This is a genomic window from Lysinibacillus sp. NPDC093688, assembly GCF_050280145.1.
In the GTDB taxonomy this organism is placed as follows: domain Bacteria; phylum Bacillota; class Bacilli; order Bacillales_A; family Planococcaceae; genus Lysinibacillus; species Lysinibacillus xylanilyticus_B.
This window is the reverse complement of the sequence record NZ_JBNNUX010000013.1, coordinates 67,518-85,677: the sequence shown is the minus strand read 5'-3', so window position 1 is coordinate 85,677 and position 18,160 is coordinate 67,518. Positions and strand designations below refer to the sequence as shown.

Here is an 18,160-nt window from a genome sequence, read left to right as displayed (position 1 = left end):
TGCATCCCCAAATGCCTATTCCAATTCAGTATAGTTAATGTATCAATTATGCCTCGGCATAATTGCGTCCGGAATCGGCTTTGTGCTTAGGCCTGCACCAGGGCCGACACGATGTCGGTCATTACGGTAATGCCACAGGACGTGGCGTTATTACCGATGCAGGTCAGTTAGCCGTTATCGCATGAATGCGATGATTTTAGGCTAACATCCCCTAAGATTTCTTTTCTGATTCCGTGACATCCGCCGGAGGCTTTAAATTCTTTTAGCAAATATCTTTTGTACCGAAAGTGTAGCGACAGGTACAGGTATTTGGACACCAGCTGAAAGAATTTAAAATTGTTTAACAATGGATAATATTGCTCCATTTAATTTTACAATACTGACAATTTCACAATTTAGCAACTATTATTACATTTTCTTGTTTAAGTAAGAATTTTCTAAAGATTCAGTTAGAGCTTCTGTGTTACGTCCGACTTTTTGTTGCATTGATTAGTTCCATAGTTTTACAACGTTTCTTGACATTCCAATATCCACAGGTACAATTAAACTTAGGAATAAGGAGGGACATGCATGGCTCGTTTTGCTGCATTTATAGTAATGCTTATTCCAGGTCTTATGGCTGCAGGTGGCATTAAATTTATGCGTGATACATTATTTGGTAAGCTCATCTCACCTTTCCCATTTTTATGGCTACAATTTGTCGTTGGCATTATTCTCTTTGTTATAGGCTTTGGCTTTTTCGCAGGATTTTTACTTCACCGCGATCGAAAAAATGGAAAAGTGGCTCCGCGCTTCCAAAAAAAATAAAAATAGCTATCCTATTAAGTCTCAACAGACTTATTGGATAGCTATTTTTATATTCATTCAAAAGCGTCAGCTCACTGTTTATCTGTAGCGAAAGCAAAGAGTCAGCAACGATTTCGTCAAGGAGAAATTGATTAGCGTTGTTGTCTCTCAATTACTTTATCAGGAAAATCAGTAATCCAACCAATTACTGAAGGATGTGGATTCGTTAAAAATGTTTCATTCCCATCAATTGCATAAAAACGACATGTTTTATCACTCGCTACACAAGCCTCTAAATATCTTGGTTTATAATACCTTTTATGCATATGAACACTATCAATCGCTTTGTAATCACTAAGCAAATCCCATTTTAATTTTTTCGTTGCAATAAGTGCTGTTTCATAGTCTGGCTTATATTGTTTCACAATCTCTAGAAGCTCATAGTGAAACGATGAAAAATGACTACCAACAGGCAAAGTAAGCCCATGAAGCATTTGAATAAGTGCGCTCTTATTGTCAAGGAGTGTTGATTTTAATTCGATATTAAGGGGGAACTGTTGAGAATTTGCCCATGCTAAAACAACTTCAAACGTCGGAATTTTATACGTTGAAAATAATCGTCTCCACGGCTTCCCAAGTTTAAAGCTTATTAGCTCTTCCTTCGTACATTCGTTCACAAGCTTATTGATGCCAACCAATCTTGACAGCTGTGGATCGTGAAACACTACTGGAATGCCATCTTTTGAAAGCTGGATATCTAATTCAATTCCATCTGCCCCTAGCTCTAATGCCTTTTCAAAAGACTTCAAAGTATTTTCAAGTGCATACGCTGATGCCCCACGATGTGCAAATACAGGAATAAAAGATTCACTAAGCATTTAACTCACCAAATTCGATAAGAAATTTCCCCTTTTGAATCTTACTTAATAAGGATGATTTTTTGCCAATTTGAATATAGGTACCAGGATACGCTTCCTTCGTCACAATAATCTCCTCTTTTCCAGCATGACGCATTTCATCCATTATTAGTTTAACCTCACGATCAATGGTCACTGCATCCGCTTTCAATTTTGCTAAGATTTGTTTTGTACCCTCAAATGCAGCTATCTGCTCCTTAGACATTTGGTTAAGGAGTGGCAATAAGCTTTTAATTTTCCCCTCATGCTCAGCAATTTCTGATTGTAGTTGCTTAAGCTCTCCCGCCTTCTCTTGCATAATAGAATTGCTTTCTTGTTTATTGACGCTTTCGATGATTAAATCAGTTCGGCGCTCTAATCGATTTCCTGAGACGGCCGTAACGATTGTATTTTTGGCTACTGCACGGCCCCCAATAATTTTCCCTTTTCGTTCATCCACAAAGATAGAATGGGCAGAAAGCTGGGATCCCAATGCATAAAATCCTATATGAATGCTGTCAGCTGCAACTAGATTCGCATCATTGACATGTTTAACGAAAATATTGCCACCTGCCTCCACAAGCGTTGATCCTAGACCAAAAATCCCTCCGCGAATATAGACATCACCTTCTATGGATTTAATAAGTTTGGCACCGCTTACACTTTCGGCACCCTCGATGGAAATATCTCCAGTAGCAATGACTGTATAGCCTGATGTAACTGTTCCTTTAATGCTTAAAGAGCCATTAAATTCGAGATTCCCTGTTTCAACGCCAACGTCTCCATGAATTGGCAAATGTCTATTAACACCAATCATGCCTTTGACATCATCTAATACACCAGCTATTTTCGAACGGATGACAGTCTTCCCGTCCTCTTCCACCTCATAAGCCGATTTTTTATCATATCGTATAGGAAAATCACGACCTGGTACTGCAGCCATCATTTCGCCTAGTACATTTTCCCCTGGTTTACCTAATGTCGCAGGGATTTTCTCGCCTAACCACGAACCTTCGGATATTTCAGAAATAAAGTTCATGTCATAATAATCAGCTTTGCCATCTTCGCGAATTACTGGCTTTCTCTCTGGTTTAGGTAAGTATGTAATTTGTGCATCTGTTCCTGCTTTTGGTTGTGTACCTTGAGCAATTAAAAATGCTTTTCCTGTCTCAATCTTAGAAATATCAAAATTTAATATTCCATGAATTATCCCTTCATTTCCGATAGTTTCCAAAATTTGTTCCGTTAATTTCTCTTTATTCTTTAGGATATAATCATGTGTTTCATAGACGAATATCGAGGCAGACATTTTATCTCGTGCAACTTCAGCTTCAACATTAGGAAGCCAGCGTCCAATTTCAACAAGGCTTGTGCTTTCAGTTGCTAAGACATTTTTTAATATTGAAAAATTTGATAATTTGAATCGGGGATGACTTCGTAAAATACTATCAAATTCTTTTAATGGAAAACCGGCACTGTAAGTAATCATATATACTTTGCCATCTTCTTCCGTTATTTCGAATTTATCATTTCGAACTAGAATCAAAGCTACCTCCTCCTTCCCTCTAACTGTAAGTATATACAATCTATTTACATTTGTTTAGAGACAATTGTCACTCCTCAGAAAGAACACATACATACTTAATAAGCAATACGTATCCCCTCGATTTTCATTTCCATATCATCATTAGTCTATTTATACTATAAAAAAGTAATGTTTTACTCAATCTTCAAAATCTCACTGTCCACATTGTATAAATTTCACTGTTACCAATCAGGAAATTCACTAAATCTTTAACTAACTTAAATAATAGATACTATATCTGTCATAATTTTTATAATCATACTTAGGTCTTCAATACTAAATAAATATGCCTCGAAAACCGTTTATACAGAGTTGCGTGATGGCTCCTAATCTTTCTCCAGAATAGACTCAATGCGAAGATGAGCGCCTAATTGATCAGAGTTTTGGAGCTGCTCACGTGTCATATAGTAAACGCTCATGCTTCCATTCATTCCAAGCCGCACTTCAAATAAATTATCTTCTATCTGCGTTATTTCTAACGAGTTTTTTTCGTCAAGCTGTATGTTTACACTTTTCATATGTTATCACCCCAAATCAATTATACCTCGGAATACTTGCGTCCGGAGGCTTTTGACCAACAAATGTCTTTTGCACGAAAGCGCTAACGCAGCGGCAGCAAAGGGTTTTTCTGTGCGAAAGCGAAGTGTCAGCAACAACACGATGTTATTCACTAAGTCATGTGTTGCTTTCGCACAGATAAATTGCCACTGGACGTGGCGGTCTGTTTGGACACACGCTGAAATAAGTTTAATTAAATACGATAAACGATCAACAGCATTGTTGATCGTTTAATTTATTACTTTCCTAATACATGTTCCGCTAACACACTTTGAATTTTATATATGTTAGTTGATTTATTAAAGCTTTTCTGTATCGGTAATTCACTACCTGAAACCCAAATTTTCAACTCTGCATCTAGATCAAATGTTCCTGCCGTTTCAACTGAAAAATGAAGAATACTCTTATATGGAATTGAATGATATTGCGTTTTCTTTCCAGTTACTCCTTGTTTATCGATTAAAATAAGTCTTTTATCCGTGAAAATAAACGTGTCTCTTATTATTTTGTAAGCATTCTTAATTGTTTCATTAGGTGTTAATAAACCTTTAACTTCTTCCCTTAATTTTTCTAGATTAACTTCACTTGCATTCCCTATTATCCCATCAAATAACCCCATCTTAATTCCCCCTCCAAATGTCCATCCTCCATTTAAAATATGAGATTATTTTTCCATAAATTCAACACAACTCCGTTAAATGATACTATTTAAAACTGCAAATAAGCAGAATTCCTAATTGACTAAATACTAAAATAGTGTAAAATTACACTAAAAGAGTTTCTTTATTGGCTAAATTGAGCAAATGGTTTGTAGCTTCAATTTTACTCGGAATAATAGGGGGTATTTTTATTTTTCAATAAGCTAAACAAAGCCTTTTAAAGAGAAGGATGAAACACACTAAAGAAGGATGACGTAAAATGAAGAAAAAAAAGATATATATTACAATTAGTATCCTAATTGCTATTATTGTCATTGCTATTCCAATGGGTTTTATTTATGTGCTAAACAATGGTAATCCATATACAAAATACATCGCTAATAAGTATGTTCCAGAATACTTGGAAGAGAAGGGATATACAGACGAAAAAATTGAAAAATCACATTATGTTGAGCCAAAGTACTTAATAAATAAAGATTTTTATCACGGACATTATATGGTTATTTTTAAAGATGAGCCGAATACAACCTATTATTATGGAATAACTAAAAAAGGAAAACAAGTTCAGCAATTTTGTGAAAAAGACATACTTTCACCGGATGGTGTTACTGATATATTTGAGGGTGCTATGTTACAATTTGGATGTAAGGGAAATTTTGGAGTTAGTGAGGATTTGAGTTGTGAATAGTTATAATTCAGGAAATATTTTATTTAGCTTTGTTTCGATTTTCGGATTGTTGTTTTACATAGGTCCAATTATTTTTATTATTTGGTTTGCTATTAGCACAACTAGGCAATTAAAAAGACAATCCACATTATTGGAAGAAATTAATTAAAACGTTAACAGGGACGATTATCTCCCTTTCAACAATAGAAACAATAGCCATCACACATCAATCTAGGGGCTTGTGCGTAAAATTACACACAAGTCCTTTTCTTATGCGTCCCCAATCACTTCCGTAGCTAGCTCAATCAGACACCCCCTATTGAAAGGATTGAGAAATCGATTCTTCTTTTTTATGTTTGAGGAGAGGATAAAAGAAATCAATAAATATCAAAAAGCATAAGCTTTTTTGATCTGCCCCGTAAAAGTTAGATTGATGTCTAACTTTTACGGGGCAGATCATTTACGCCTATGCTTTTTCAAAAATTAATGCATCGTTATTCTTTTACAAGCTATTTTCGCTGCTGGAGTTCCAACACCAGCATCAAGTGCTGCATCTACTGATTCTCCCCAAGAACCACTGCTTGCCTTTATTTCGTTCCCTGCTGTAAAAACTCCCTCTGCTACAATTTCAACACAATCATAATAGTCTGGGTTAGGATTACTTTCAAGATACTGTGCAGCTAATTCGTCTGCTTTCTTTTGTATTGAAACTCGACCTTGTTCAGCCAATGAACTAAAAACACTCTCAGCTTGCCCACCAAAATGTACTATTACGTCGTTAATGTCTCGACCAGTACGATGTATATCTCCCATTTCAGATGACATATTTAGTCCTCCCAATCCTTGAAATTTGAACATGTTTTTAAGTTCACAAATATTTTCTCCAACTGAGATTGATCTTATCCATCAACAACTGTCCTAAATAATCCTCAATTTCCACTAGGTTAATTTAACTCCCAACTACATATTCACTAATATTCCCCAGGTTGTGTATGCCTACCTGGTCAGTCATATATCGATTCCTTTAAAATCAAACGTGCTATTACCTAATCCCTGTACTGGTCAAACTTTGTCACATCAAACGCTTTAAAGAATTATTTAAGTTCATTATCCTCTAGCATACCCTCATTTTACGCTCTAGCTTGACGTTCTTAACGTTTTTCAGTGGATTAGTATGAATCACTTGTTCTTGATACAAGTAAGCGAAAAACACCTTTATATTATGTGTATAATTTGCAATTGTAGTCTTGGATATTTTCTTTCCAAAATCTTCTCTAGCTTTTGGATTGATATTCGGTTTGTCAGCGACTGTCAATTCATATTTACCACGCTCTGATAAACTTCTCATATAACTTCTCAAATGCTCTGCCTTTACATTTTTTGGTGAATCAATTTCAAATTCATCAAACATCCATTTTGCGTATAGCTTTAATGTTTGTTCATATGACTTCATTGTTTTTACAGCTAGACCTTTTGCCGCACAATCAAACATAAAACGGTATATTTCAATATCGAAATAAGTCATAAAAAAAAACACCTCCATGAACGGGAATTCCCCATAAATGAATGTGTTTCATAATTTAATTCAATTAATTAACATTAGTTATATGAATTCAGTAGTTAGTCGGTATAAATTCAATGAATTCTCTCTAAATAAGTCCTGTAATCCCAGTCACATCAACAATTAGCTAGCCATCATATCGATACGAATCTTGTCAGCAATCATGGCAATGAATTCACTATTTGTCGGCTTCGACTTCAAATGATGCACTGTGTACCCAAACATCGACGAAATCGATTCATAATTGCCACGATTCCATGCGACTTCAATGGCATGACGAATCGCACGTTCAACTCGTGATGGCGTTGTATTAAATTTTTTAGCAATTTCTGGATATAAAATTTTCGTCACAGAGCCTAATAACTCGATATCTTCGAATACCATTTGAATAGCTTCTCGCAAATAAGAGTAACCTTTAATATGTGCAGGAACGCCGATTTCTTTAATAATGGCTGTAATCGTGCTATCTAATTGATGCTGATTTAATTTTTGAGGTGCCGCCGGTTGTAAAACACTTGTCTTTTTAGGAAGTGTTGCCTTCTGTCCAGCACAATGTAAGATTTTTTGAACCAATTGATCAAATTCAAATGGCTTTAGCATAAAATAGGATGCTCCTAAGTCTACTGCCTGTTTCATCACATCTTCTTGACCAAATGCAGTTAACATAATAACTTGAATGGATGACATTTTTTCATTTTGATACATCGACTCTAAAACAGCTAACCCATCAAGATGTGGCATTATAATATCTAGCAATAAAATATCTGGTGTGAATTCCTCAAGCATTTGTAAACAAACTTTCCCATTTGAAGCAGTTGCAATGATTTCAATTTCTGGATGCCCTTGAAAATACTGCTCCATCGTTTTTAATAACTCACGATTATCATCTGCAATCGCTACTTTAACCTTTGTCATTTAAATTCCTCCTTCTGAACTTTGCTTCGAATATCACCTCAAAGCGTTACCTACCCCAATGCTTTTTTTTGCACACTGTGGAATTTTCGACATTTTTGTTTTAAAAACCTTTTCTATTTCCAAAAATGAGTATGTAGTCCGATACTTTCTTTCAATATCGACAAGTTATGATAAATAACTGACAAAGCTTCGAATGCTTATACTATTTATTTTAGTGAAAAAATGGAGATAAAACTACAGTTTTTTTTAAGTATCGCTAATCGCTTCATAAATAAACGAAATACTTGGTGAACAATATATTTTCATGAAGGAATGAAGTAAGGAGCTACCTATAGGCAGCTCCTTCATTTAAGATGATTTTTTTAACATTTCCGCTACAGTAATGGCTGCTCCTTTTTTCGGCTCCTCCACAAACATATGCGTAACCGCACCTACAAAACGACCGTCTTGAATGATAGGACTGCCACTCATTCCCTGCAAAATACCACCAGTTTTTTCAATGAGCTTTTTGTCAGTGACTATGAATTCAAGGCGTTCATTTTCAACCTTTGTAATTTCAATTGAAAAAGTTTCCACCTTACTGCCCTCGATCGCCGTAGAGATTTCCGCTTTCCCTGCTTTTATATCCTTTTCATGCATAATTTCAATTGCTTTAGGTAAACTTTGTTGATAACCGTCTTCCCAACGGCCAAAAATTCCATAAACTGTATTTTTATCTATACTCCCTAATCGATCCTGATGTTTTTCAATGGAGGATATTTTATAGCCAGGTTGACCAGGTATACTTTTACGAATTTGTTGAATCGAAGCTAAAAAAATGGAGCCAGCATGGAAAATAGGGGCTTCTTGTAAGGTTGAATCAACGATTTGGTGGCCTAACGCACCGTAACTTTTTGTCTCTGGATCAATGTATGTCAATGTTCCTACTCCATCTGTTTCATCTTTTAGAAAGGAAATAACATGTTCAGCTTCTTGCTCCTGTAACTCAAGTGTCACTTCTTTTCCTTCATTTTTTATCGTCCATTTCTGTTGTCCTTGTCGAGCAACAGCTTTTTTGGCATCTGAAAGCGTTTTTACAGAAATATCATTTATTTTTTCAATAACAGCGCCTCCTTTCATCCATTGATTGGAAGCTAATAGCACATCATGCGCTACAAACACATGTGATAACTGAAGTTGAATTCCAATTGCTTCGCCCATCGGAATAAGCTTTTTTGCGGCAAAAACCTTTACAGGCATGAATAATAAAACAATGAGCATAGGCAAAATGACAAATTGACGCCAACGACGATACATACGACACCTCCTTTTTGTTTTTGTCTTTTTACTATGTGTTGTTGTGGCATTCTTATAAGCGGTAAATATTTGCGCAAAAAGAAAAAACCCAGAAACAACAAACTGTTTCTGGATTCTTTGCTATCTCATTTGTTTTTTTCGTTCATTTGCCATTTTTAAGAGCTCTGTTGCGTGCTGCAATGTTAAATCAGTAATTTCCGCTCCAGATATCATGCGACTGACTTCTTCGATACGAGCATTCGTATCTATTTCCAGCAATGACGTAAATGTTCGATCATGCTCGACTTCTTTTTTAATAAAATAATGATGATCGGCCATCGCAGCCACTTGTGGTAAATGCGAAATACATAATACTTGAGAGTTAATGGATACTGCTGCAATTTTTTCTGCGATTGCTTGCGCTACGCGACCACTTACACCTGTGTCGACCTCATCAAAAATAATAGATGTAATGCCATTTGAGGATGAGAAAATCGTCTTTAACGCAAGCATCATACGCGATAATTCTCCACCAGAAGCAATTTTCGGCAAAGATTTTGGCGGCTCGCCTACATTTGTAGAAATGTAAAAAATTACTTGGTCTTTTCCGTTCGCATCAAAGAAAGGTAATTCATCAAAATTAACAATAAATTTTGCTTTTTCCATATGTAATTCACGCAGTTCAGCCATAATAGCTTCACTTAAATTATGTGCAGCTTCCTTTCGAACAGTAGAAAGTTCTGCAGCAAGCTCATCAAGTACCGCTTCCATTTCCAGCACTTTTCGTTCTTTCACTTGCAAAATTTCGTCTCGATTTAAAAGCTCATTTAGCTCTGTTTTAATTTTATCGTAATACGCTAAAATCTCTTCAACTGTTGAGCCATATTTGCGCTTCAAATTTTGTAATAAAGCTAAACGTTGCTCAACCTCATTTAAACGAGCGGGATCAAATTCTAATTCGTCCAACACATTTTTGACCTGGTACGCTGCATCTTGTAACGCATAAAATGCAGTAGTGACAGATTCGGATGCCTCTTTAAATTGTTCGTCAACAGTGGCAGCATCCTCTAAGGCTCCCATGGCATTGCCAATCCAGTCAAGACCCTTTGATTCACCTTGAATTGCTTCATAAGCTGCACTGGAGCGTTCGAAAATCTTATTGAAATTCATTAGACGGCGACGTTCATCAAGAAGCTCATCTTCCTCGCCAAGCTTTAAATTGGCATCCTCCAGTTCTTTCATTTGGAATTGGTACAAATCAATACGTTGCGCCATTAACTGCTCATCAATCGAAATTGAAGCTAATTCTTTTTTTAGTGAACGATATTCATCATATTTAGAACTGTACGCCTCTTGAATTGGTGTAAGTTGCTCCTCGGCAAAATGATCAAGTAAATTGATATGCTGTTTCTCATCCATTAATTCTTGATTTTCATGCTGACCATGAATATCGATAAGGCTAGCCCCAATATCACGTAAAACAGATAATGGCACAAGTTTACCGTTTACTCGGCAAACACTTTTTCCAGAATCATTTAAATCACGGCGTAAAATAATGGTATCTTCTTCAATTTCAATGCCTGCCTCTTCAAGTTTCTTATGAACAGGATGCCCAGAACTTGAAATTTGGAATAAACCACCTAATTCAGCCTTCTTAGCTCCATGACGAATAAATTCGGTATTTCCTCGTCCGCCAGCAAGTAAATGCACTGCATCGATAATAATGGATTTTCCTGCCCCTGTTTCACCTGTTAAAACAGTTAAACCACCTGAAAAACTTACCGTTAAATCCTCAATGATGGCAAAGTTTCGTATACTAAGCTCTCTTAACACAAAATGTCACCTCTGTATCAAATTACCCTGCTATTTTATAGCATGTCTAATAAGCGATTTTTAGTATTTTCACGCTCATCTGCATCACGACAAATAATTAAAATAGTATCGTCTCCAGAAATAGTCCCTAAAATTTCAGGCCAATCTAAATGGTCAAGTAATGATGCAATAGCATTGGCATTACCAGGAAGAGCCTTCATAACTAAAAAGTGTGATGCACCGTCAATGCTGACAAAAGCATCAGCTAACGCACGATGTAATTTTTGTATAGGATTGAATCGTTGGTCTGCGGGTAAGCTATATTTATAGCGTCCATCCTGTAAAGGTACTTTAACAAGATGAAGTTCTTTAATATCACGTGATACTGTTGCTTGTGTCACATTATAGCCTGCATCTTTTAAAAAATCGACTAAATCATCTTGCGTTTCGATTTCATGATTGGCAATAATGTCCCGAATTCGTATATGTCGTTGTCCTTTATTCATCTCGGTCACCTCTTATAAATAGTTGAATATTTGTATATTTACACTACCATTTTAAACATAAAAGCACAAGAAAAAACACGGCTCTATAAACGAGCACGTGTTATTTTAGTGCACTATGCGCTTCTTCAACGAGTGTATTAAAAGCTGTATATGCAGAGATATCTTCATCACCAATAGGATTCACTAAATGGAATAAAAATTCAATATTCCCCTCGCCTCCTGTAATTGGCGAAAACGAAGCATCCTTAACGACAAAGCCAACCTCTGTCGCCATTGTAGCTGTCTTTTCTAAAACTTCTAAATGTACTCTTTTGTCGCGAACAATGCCTTTTTTACCTACATTCTCTTTCCCAGCTTCAAACTGAGGCTTTACCAGTGCCATTACATCGCCACCTGGCATTAACAATGTTTTTAAGACAGGTAAAATAAGTGATAATGAAATAAAGCTGACATCAATTGTTGCAAAGTCTGGTAAGCCCTCTGTTAAGTCTGCCGCTGTCGTATAACGGAAATTTGTTTTTTCCATGACAGTTACACGTTCATCAGATCGGATTTTCCATGCTAGTTGGTTGGAACCAACATCCAATGCATAGCCATGTCTTGCACCGTGCTGTAATGCACAATCGGTAAATCCTCCTGTAGAGGAGCCAATATCTAGCATTAGCTTCCCCTCTACAGACATATCAAAAATTTGTAGCGCTTTTTCTAACTTCAAGCCGCCACGGCTAACATATTTTATATCCGAGCCTTTTACTTGTAGTGGTGCATCTATAGCGATTTTTTCCCCCGCCTTATCGATGCGTATTTCATTAGAAAAAACTAGCCCTGCCATAATAGAGCGCTTTGCTTTTTCTCGGGTTTCGCATAGCCCACGCTCTACAAGTAAAATGTCTACACGTTCTTTTGGAATTTTTGTCATTATTTATTCAAACCTACTTGCTGTTTTTGTTGAAGTAACACATGCAAACGTGCCACTGTATCTTCAGAAGTCATGTGAATTTCAGCGAGAAGCTGATCTACATTACCATGCTCAATAAAATGATCTGGTATACCCATACGATCGATCAGTGCACTTAAATAGCCATGGTCATGGGCAAATTCTAATACACCACTACCAAAACCACCTTGTAGAACTGCCTCTTCAATCGTTAAGATTGGTTTACCGCTTGATAATATACGATGAAGCATATCCTCATCCATTGGTTTAATGAAACGAGCATTGACTACTTCTATCTCTACACCTTGCTGTGCTAAAATACCGGCTGCTTCCATTGCCATTGGAATCGTCGTACCAAAGGTTAAGATCGTAGCATCCTTACCTTCTCGTAACACTTCCCAGCTACCAATTGGTAACGTCTTAAGCTCATCATCTAACGGAACGCCTATACCGTTACCTCGTGGATAACGTAATGCAATTGGACCACCATCATATTCAATGGCTGTTTTCACCATATGTTGACCTTCATTTTCATCTTTTGGCATCATAATTGTCATATTTGGGATATGGCGAAGGAACGCAATATCAAATACACCTTGATGTGTTTCACCGTCTGCGCCAACTAAGCCTGCACGGTCAATTCCTATAAAGACATTTAAGTTTGGACGTGCAATATCATGTAGTACTTGGTCATAAGCACGTTGAAGGAATGTTGAGTATATGGCTAAAAATGGTTTCATTTTTTGTGTTGCTAGACCTGCTGCCATCGTGGCTGCATGTTGTTCAGCAATTCCCACATCAAAGAAACGCTCTGGGAAATCCTTTTGGATGCCTTGTAGTTTCGAGCCCACTGGCATTGCAGGAGTAATTGTGACAATTCGTTTATCCTCATGAGCAATTTTACGAACAGTATCGGCAACCAAACTACTCCAAGCTGGACCTTTCGCCTCTGATTTTACAAAGGCACCGTTTTCAATTTTATAAGGACCTGTCCCATGCCAATTACCGATTGTATCATCTTCAGCAGGTTTATAACCTTTGCCTTTTTTCGTAATCACATGAACAAGCACTGGCCCTTTTACTTTTTTAGCTTGTGATAAAGTTGCCTCAAGAGCTTCGAAATCATGTCCATCAATCGGTCCTAGATATTTAAAGCCTAGCTCCTCAAAGAACACACCTGATACCACTAAATATTTTAAGCTATCTTTGACACGCTCAGCAGTTGAAGCAAGTTTACCGCCTAGCACAGGAATCTTATTCATGAGGGATTCCAGTTCTTCTTTTGCTTTTGAATATTCCTTGGCTGTACGAAGACGTCCCAATACATTGTGTAACGCTCCGACGTTTGGAGCGATTGACATTTCATTATCGTTTAAAATGACAATCATATTAGTTTTAGCATGACCGATATGGTTTAATGCCTCTAGTGCCATACCACCCGTTAAAGCTCCATCTCCAATAATTGGTATCACGAAGTTCTTTTCTTTTTTGATATCACGTGCTGCTGCCATACCCATAGCTGCTGACAAAGATGTCGAGCTATGACCTGTCTCCCACTCATCATGTTCACTCTCCACACGCTTTGGAAAACCACAAAGCCCTTTGAACTGACGTAATGTGTCAAATTGATTTGCACGACCTGTCAAAATTTTGTGCACGTAAGCTTGGTGGCCAACATCCCATAAAAACTTATCTTGTGGACTGTCAAACATTTTATGGAGCATAATCGTTAGCTCCACAACACCAAGATTCGGTCCGATATGACCACCCGTGACAGAACATTTTTCGATTAAGAAGGCACGAATTTCTTGCGCAAGTCGCTCAAGCCCCTTCCTATCTAAGCTTTTTAAAAAGGCTGGACTAGTTATCTTATTTAAATCCACCTTTCTCACACACCTTTTCAATAAATTATTCACCGTAATTGTGTTTCCACCATTATAACAGTGTTATCAATATGCTAAAAGTACGAACTCTTTATTGTTTGCACATTGGCAAACGCCCTCACCTATTCTAGCATACTCTATGCCTTTAGCGCCTCGTTTTTCTCCTAGTTTTTACGATGAACAATATAGGCTGCAAAATCACGTAATAAGCTGGCATCTACTTGCAATTTATCTAATACGTTATTAGCATGCTGATAATGCTCTGCAAGCTTTTCTTTTGCCCCATCTAAAGTTAACAGAGCTGGGTATGTGCTTTTATCACTTGCTACATCTTTACCAGCAGTTTTTCCCAGTTCTTCTGTAGTTCCCTCAATATCTAAAATATCGTCTTGAATTTGGAAGGCGAGGCCGATATGATGCGCATATTCTTTTAAAGTTTCGCGATTTTCTTGCGTTACATCAGCTAACACCGCTCCCGCTTCAATACTAAATCGTAATAAAGCGCCCGTTTTATTGATATGGACATGCTCAAGCTCAGCTATGTTCAGCTGACGCTTTTCACCTTCTATATCGAGTACTTGCCCCCCAACCATACCTTCTGCACCAGCTGCTTCACTTAACAGATTGACAAGCTCAATACGTTTTTCAGCTGATACATCCATGCGTGCTAAAATGCCAAACGCAAGTGTATTCAATGCATCACCTGCAAGTGTCGCTAATGCCTCGCCAAAAACTTTATGGTTTGTTGGCTTACCTCGACGGAAATCATCATTATCCATACTTGGTAAATCATCATGGATTAACGAATACGTATGGATGATTTCAATGACTGATCCTACAGTTAAACCATCTTTTAAATTCTGATTGTATAGTTCAAGAACAGCTAATACAAAAAGAGGGCGAATACGTTTACCTCCAGCTTTTAATGAATAAAGCATTGATTCTTTTAAATTGGCTGGTGCGTCAATTTTCTCAACTAGTGCAAACATTTCAGCTTCAACTTGCGGTATGTTGCTTTCAATAAAATGCTTTAATTGCTCGTTCATTTCTTAGTTCTCTCCCTTTAGTGGATCAAATACTGTAGTTTCACCTGTCTCTTGGACAATAGAAATTAACTGCTCTTCAGCATTTTGTAGCTTGCTATGGCAAAATTGTGAAAGCTCCATTCCTTGTTTATATAAATCAATCGCATTTTCTAGCGGCACATCACCTTGCTCTAGCTGACGGACAATCTCCTCAAGTGCCGTCATAGCATCTGCGAAAGTTTGTTGTTTCTCTGCCACAATTATTCCCCCTCATTTTTTGGCAAGATCTTTACCACATCAGCAATAACCTTTCCATCATGGAAGGAAAGTGTTAATTGATCCTGTGGCTTTACATCAGCTGATGATTTTAACATTTGATGATCTTTATAAGCTACCGTAAAGCCCCTTGTTAAAATGGCAAGCGGATTCAATGCTTCTAAAGTTCTGACGGTTGCCTCAAATTGTTGTTTTTGCTTCGTTACATAATGCGTTGTAGCACGATTTAATTGTTGGACATGTGCTTCTAGCTCTCGTTGATGGAAAGCTAAAGCCTTTTTCGGTGAGTGCTGCTCTACCGCACTACGTAATTGTTGAAACTGCGCTGTTTTCTTCATCAAATCGACCTGCATTGCTTTTTGCAATCCCGACTCAAGCTGTGCTAGCCTTTCCGTAAAAGGTCGATATAGACGTTCTGGCATTGACAACGGATAAGATTGTTGGAGCTTATTTAGACGTTGTCGTTCTGCCATAAGTTGCGCTCTTACTATTTGATGGAGTTGTGATTTTTGTGTAAGTACCCTCTGAAATAAATCCTGTTGATCAGGTACAGCCATTTCAGCCGCAGCCGTTGGTGTTGGTGCACGCAAATCAGCTACATAATCCGCTATAGTCGTATCCGTTTCATGACCTACCGCACTAATAATAGGGATATGGCTTCCAAAAATCGCTCGTGCGACAACTTCCTCATTAAATGCCCATAAATCCTCAATCGATCCACCGCCTCGCCCAACAATCAATACATCGCAACTTGCATCGATATTTGCGCGCTCAATATTGTGAACAATATTTGGCGCTGCTTGTGCTCCCTGTACAAGGGTAGGATAAATGAGAATTTCAGCAAGTGGATAGCGCCTCTTTAATGTTGTACAGATATCTCGAATGGCTGCACCTGTTGTCGACGTTAAAACACCAATTTTCTCCGGAAACTTTGGAATTGGTTGTTTCCACTCAGGTTTAAAAAGCCCTTCTTTTTGTAACTGCTCTTTCAGCTGGTTAAAGGCAACAAACAAGCTACCGATTCCATCTGGTTGCATTTCCTGTACATACAATTGATATGTACCGTAGCCTTCGTACACGTTTACATCCCCACGGATAAATACTTGCATACCGTCCTTAGGTTCAAACGCCAACTTTCCGGCTGCTGATTTAAACATTGTAGCCGCAATTCGTGCTCCATCATCCTTTAATGTAAAGTAAATATGCCCTGATTGATGAATCTTGACATTGGATAACTCTCCCTTTACATAGACTTCACGTAAATGCGGATCAGCATCAAATTTCCGTTTAATATATTTTGTTAACGCTTTTACAGTTAAATAAGAAGCAGATGTCATTTTTCCGGCTCCTTTACTAAAATCAAGTTTTTCACAAAACTACACCTATCATACCATTTTTTATTGTGCCTGACGTGCCAAAATGCAGTTTCGCTTGAAAAAACGACTGTCTTTCATAGAATTGAAAACCTTACTATAACATATTCTAAGATCTCGTATTAGGTAAAGTATGTCTTTTCGACAAAACGAGGGGTTGATTTCCGTTCCGACTGAGCGCTTTCCTGGGGCGGATTGAATGGCTAGAGCGACTGGATGAAGACGAAGTGATGGATAGATCTGCCTGAGCGACGGATAAAACAGTCAAAGCGACGGTAAGAACTGCCTGAACGACGGATTGAACTGCCAAAGCGACGGTATGAAGACGAAGTGACGGATAGAATCAAAAGCGATGGAAAGTGCTGCAACATATATTTTCTGTACGACAGTATTTAAGTGAAAACATAGCAGTAGAAACAGTAAAAGTACAATCATATCACTGTTATAAGTCTATTCTTTTCGATTATGGTGAGTAGCCTAGAACGGTAATCCTCCGCATTTAAACGCTACGACATTCACGAAGAATTACCTACCATTTCATTTTTTCAACAACAAGAAAACCTCACAACTTAATAAAGTTACGAGGCTTTTAAAATTAATAAAATATTAATAGAAGCGTACCTACAAGGAAGCAATAATATGTAAAGTAGCTTAGCTTGCCGCTTTTCATGATTCCCATAAACCAACGCATTGCAAAATAAGTCATAAATAATGTCGCAATAAATGTCGCAGCATAAGGAATTGCTAATGCACCTTTATTTGGCTCATCTAAAAAATCTGAAACCCCAAGGACAACCCCGCCAAGACTTACAGGAATATAAAGCATGAAGGAAAATCGCAAAGCGGTTTCCTGTTTCATACCAACTGCAATGGCTGAAATAATGGTTGCTCCTGAACGACTAATACCAGGTGTTAATGCTACAGCTTGACCAAGACCTACGATGATGGCGTCTTTGGCAGTCAAATCCGCATCCTTTTTTGTACCACGCATATTACGGATTAGCCATAGGGCAATACCTGTCACAAATAGCATAAGCGCAATCGTTGTCATACTAACATTATCCGCAATAACATCGCTTAATAAAACACCTAAAATGCCCGCTGGAATAGAACCAATCACAATGAATATGGAAAAACGGAAATCCGCTTTATAACGATTCTCTCCTGTTTTAAGATAAAGGAAAAAATTTGTGATGAGTCGGACAATATCCTCTCGATAAATATAGACAATAGCCAGTAAAGAAGCTGTGTTCGTTAAAATAGCAAATGTAAAACCTTGCTCACCAAGACCAAGAATTTCACTTGCAATCATAACATGTCCACTCGATGATACAGGAATTGGCTCTGTAAATCCTTGCACAAGACCGATAATAATATGTTTGATGATAAGTATTAAATCTATGTTTTCCATAAAAACCTCCCTCTTAATATGTATGACCCAAACGT

Annotated in this window: 18 protein-coding genes; 2 read left to right on the top strand and 16 right to left on the bottom strand. The window is 37.5% G+C overall.

Annotated features, from left to right (window positions below):
• The first annotated feature begins 570 nt into the window (after positions 1 to 570).
• Positions 571 to 807, top strand: a complete 237-nt coding sequence (locus ACQKN2_RS12345) for a DUF2627 domain-containing protein (RefSeq protein ID WP_079561768.1) — start codon at positions 571 to 573, stop codon at positions 805 to 807.
• 131 nt (positions 808 to 938) lie between these two features.
• On the opposite strand, the gene ACQKN2_RS12340 is transcribed toward ACQKN2_RS12345, so the two are convergent.
• The 4 genes from ACQKN2_RS12340 to ACQKN2_RS12325 form a co-directional block, all read right to left on the bottom strand.
• Entirely contained in the window at positions 939 to 1,664 is a 726-nt protein-coding gene (locus tag ACQKN2_RS12340; protein ID WP_427415240.1) for a glycerophosphodiester phosphodiesterase, read from the bottom strand.
• Entirely contained in the window at positions 1,657 to 3,228 is a 1,572-nt protein-coding gene (locus tag ACQKN2_RS12335) for a DUF342 domain-containing protein (RefSeq protein ID WP_427415239.1), read from the bottom strand. Before ACQKN2_RS12335 ends, ACQKN2_RS12340 begins: the two co-directional genes overlap by 8 nt.
• 365 nt (positions 3,229 to 3,593) lie before the next feature.
• Positions 3,594 to 3,785 carry a hypothetical protein gene (locus ACQKN2_RS12330; RefSeq protein ID WP_323647050.1) on the bottom strand — a complete coding sequence of 64 codons (192 nt, stop codon included), beginning with the start codon at positions 3,783 to 3,785 and terminating at the stop codon, positions 3,594 to 3,596.
• Positions 3,786 to 4,063: 278 nt separating this feature from the next.
• The gene (locus ACQKN2_RS12325; RefSeq protein ID WP_427415238.1) at positions 4,064 to 4,444 is read right to left on the bottom strand and encodes a PH domain-containing protein; all 381 of its coding nucleotides are present in this window, start codon (positions 4,442 to 4,444) and stop codon (positions 4,064 to 4,066) included.
• A gap of 299 nt (positions 4,445 to 4,743) precedes the next feature.
• Between ACQKN2_RS12325 and ACQKN2_RS12320 the strand changes: the two genes are divergently transcribed.
• Positions 4,744 to 5,172, top strand: coding sequence for a DUF3139 domain-containing protein (locus ACQKN2_RS12320; RefSeq protein WP_427415237.1), 429 nt, complete (start codon positions 4,744 to 4,746; stop codon positions 5,170 to 5,172).
• A 462-nt stretch (positions 5,173 to 5,634) separates the two neighbouring features.
• On the opposite strand, the gene ACQKN2_RS12315 is transcribed toward ACQKN2_RS12320, so the two are convergent.
• The 12 genes from ACQKN2_RS12315 to ACQKN2_RS12260 all read right to left on the bottom strand — a co-directional run bounded on the left by ACQKN2_RS12315 (position 5,635) and on the right by ACQKN2_RS12260 (position 18,125).
• Positions 5,635 to 5,976: a hypothetical protein gene (locus ACQKN2_RS12315; protein ID WP_323647055.1), complete on the bottom strand. Its 342-nt coding sequence runs from the start codon at positions 5,974 to 5,976 to the stop codon at positions 5,635 to 5,637.
• 289 nt (positions 5,977 to 6,265) lie between these two features.
• Positions 6,266 to 6,676, bottom strand: coding sequence for a site-specific integrase (locus ACQKN2_RS12310; protein WP_427415236.1), 411 nt, complete (start codon positions 6,674 to 6,676; stop codon positions 6,266 to 6,268).
• A gap of 159 nt (positions 6,677 to 6,835) precedes the next feature.
• Positions 6,836 to 7,627 carry a sporulation transcription factor Spo0A gene (gene spo0A / locus ACQKN2_RS12305; protein WP_323647058.1) on the bottom strand — a complete coding sequence of 264 codons (792 nt, stop codon included), beginning with the start codon at positions 7,625 to 7,627 and terminating at the stop codon, positions 6,836 to 6,838.
• 348 nt (positions 7,628 to 7,975) lie between these two features.
• Positions 7,976 to 8,923: a SpoIVB peptidase S55 domain-containing protein gene (locus tag ACQKN2_RS12300; protein WP_323647059.1), complete on the bottom strand. Its 948-nt coding sequence runs from the start codon at positions 8,921 to 8,923 to the stop codon at positions 7,976 to 7,978.
• Positions 8,924 to 9,043: 120 nt separating this feature from the next.
• The gene (recN, locus tag ACQKN2_RS12295; protein WP_427415235.1) at positions 9,044 to 10,735 is read right to left on the bottom strand and encodes a DNA repair protein RecN; all 1,692 of its coding nucleotides are present in this window, start codon (positions 10,733 to 10,735) and stop codon (positions 9,044 to 9,046) included.
• 35 nt (positions 10,736 to 10,770) lie between these two features.
• Entirely contained in the window at positions 10,771 to 11,220 is a 450-nt protein-coding gene (gene ahrC, locus ACQKN2_RS12290) for a transcriptional regulator AhrC/ArgR (RefSeq protein WP_427415234.1), read from the bottom strand.
• Between the two features lie 100 nt (positions 11,221 to 11,320).
• The gene (locus ACQKN2_RS12285; protein WP_427415233.1) at positions 11,321 to 12,139 is read right to left on the bottom strand and encodes a TlyA family RNA methyltransferase; all 819 of its coding nucleotides are present in this window, start codon (positions 12,137 to 12,139) and stop codon (positions 11,321 to 11,323) included.
• Positions 12,139 to 14,040 carry a 1-deoxy-D-xylulose-5-phosphate synthase gene (dxs, locus tag ACQKN2_RS12280; protein ID WP_427415232.1) on the bottom strand — a complete coding sequence of 634 codons (1,902 nt, stop codon included), beginning with the start codon at positions 14,038 to 14,040 and terminating at the stop codon, positions 12,139 to 12,141. Before dxs ends, ACQKN2_RS12285 begins: the two co-directional genes overlap by 1 nt.
• Positions 14,041 to 14,204: 164 nt before the next feature.
• On the bottom strand, positions 14,205 to 15,086 hold the full coding sequence (locus ACQKN2_RS12275) for a polyprenyl synthetase family protein (RefSeq protein WP_427415231.1): 882 nt from the start codon (positions 15,084 to 15,086) through the stop codon (positions 14,205 to 14,207).
• A 3-nt stretch (positions 15,087 to 15,089) separates the two neighbouring features.
• Positions 15,090 to 15,323, bottom strand: a complete 234-nt coding sequence (gene xseB / locus ACQKN2_RS12270) for an exodeoxyribonuclease VII small subunit (RefSeq protein WP_427415230.1) — start codon at positions 15,321 to 15,323, stop codon at positions 15,090 to 15,092.
• Positions 15,324 to 15,325: 2 nt separating this feature from the next.
• Complete coding sequence (xseA, locus tag ACQKN2_RS12265) at positions 15,326 to 16,678, bottom strand: exodeoxyribonuclease VII large subunit (RefSeq protein ID WP_427415229.1); 1,353 nt, start codon at positions 16,676 to 16,678, stop codon at positions 15,326 to 15,328.
• Positions 16,679 to 17,309: 631 nt separating this feature from the next.
• The gene (locus ACQKN2_RS12260; RefSeq protein WP_427415228.1) at positions 17,310 to 18,125 is read right to left on the bottom strand and encodes an undecaprenyl-diphosphate phosphatase; all 816 of its coding nucleotides are present in this window, start codon (positions 18,123 to 18,125) and stop codon (positions 17,310 to 17,312) included.
• Positions 18,126 to 18,160: the final 35 nt, after the last annotated feature.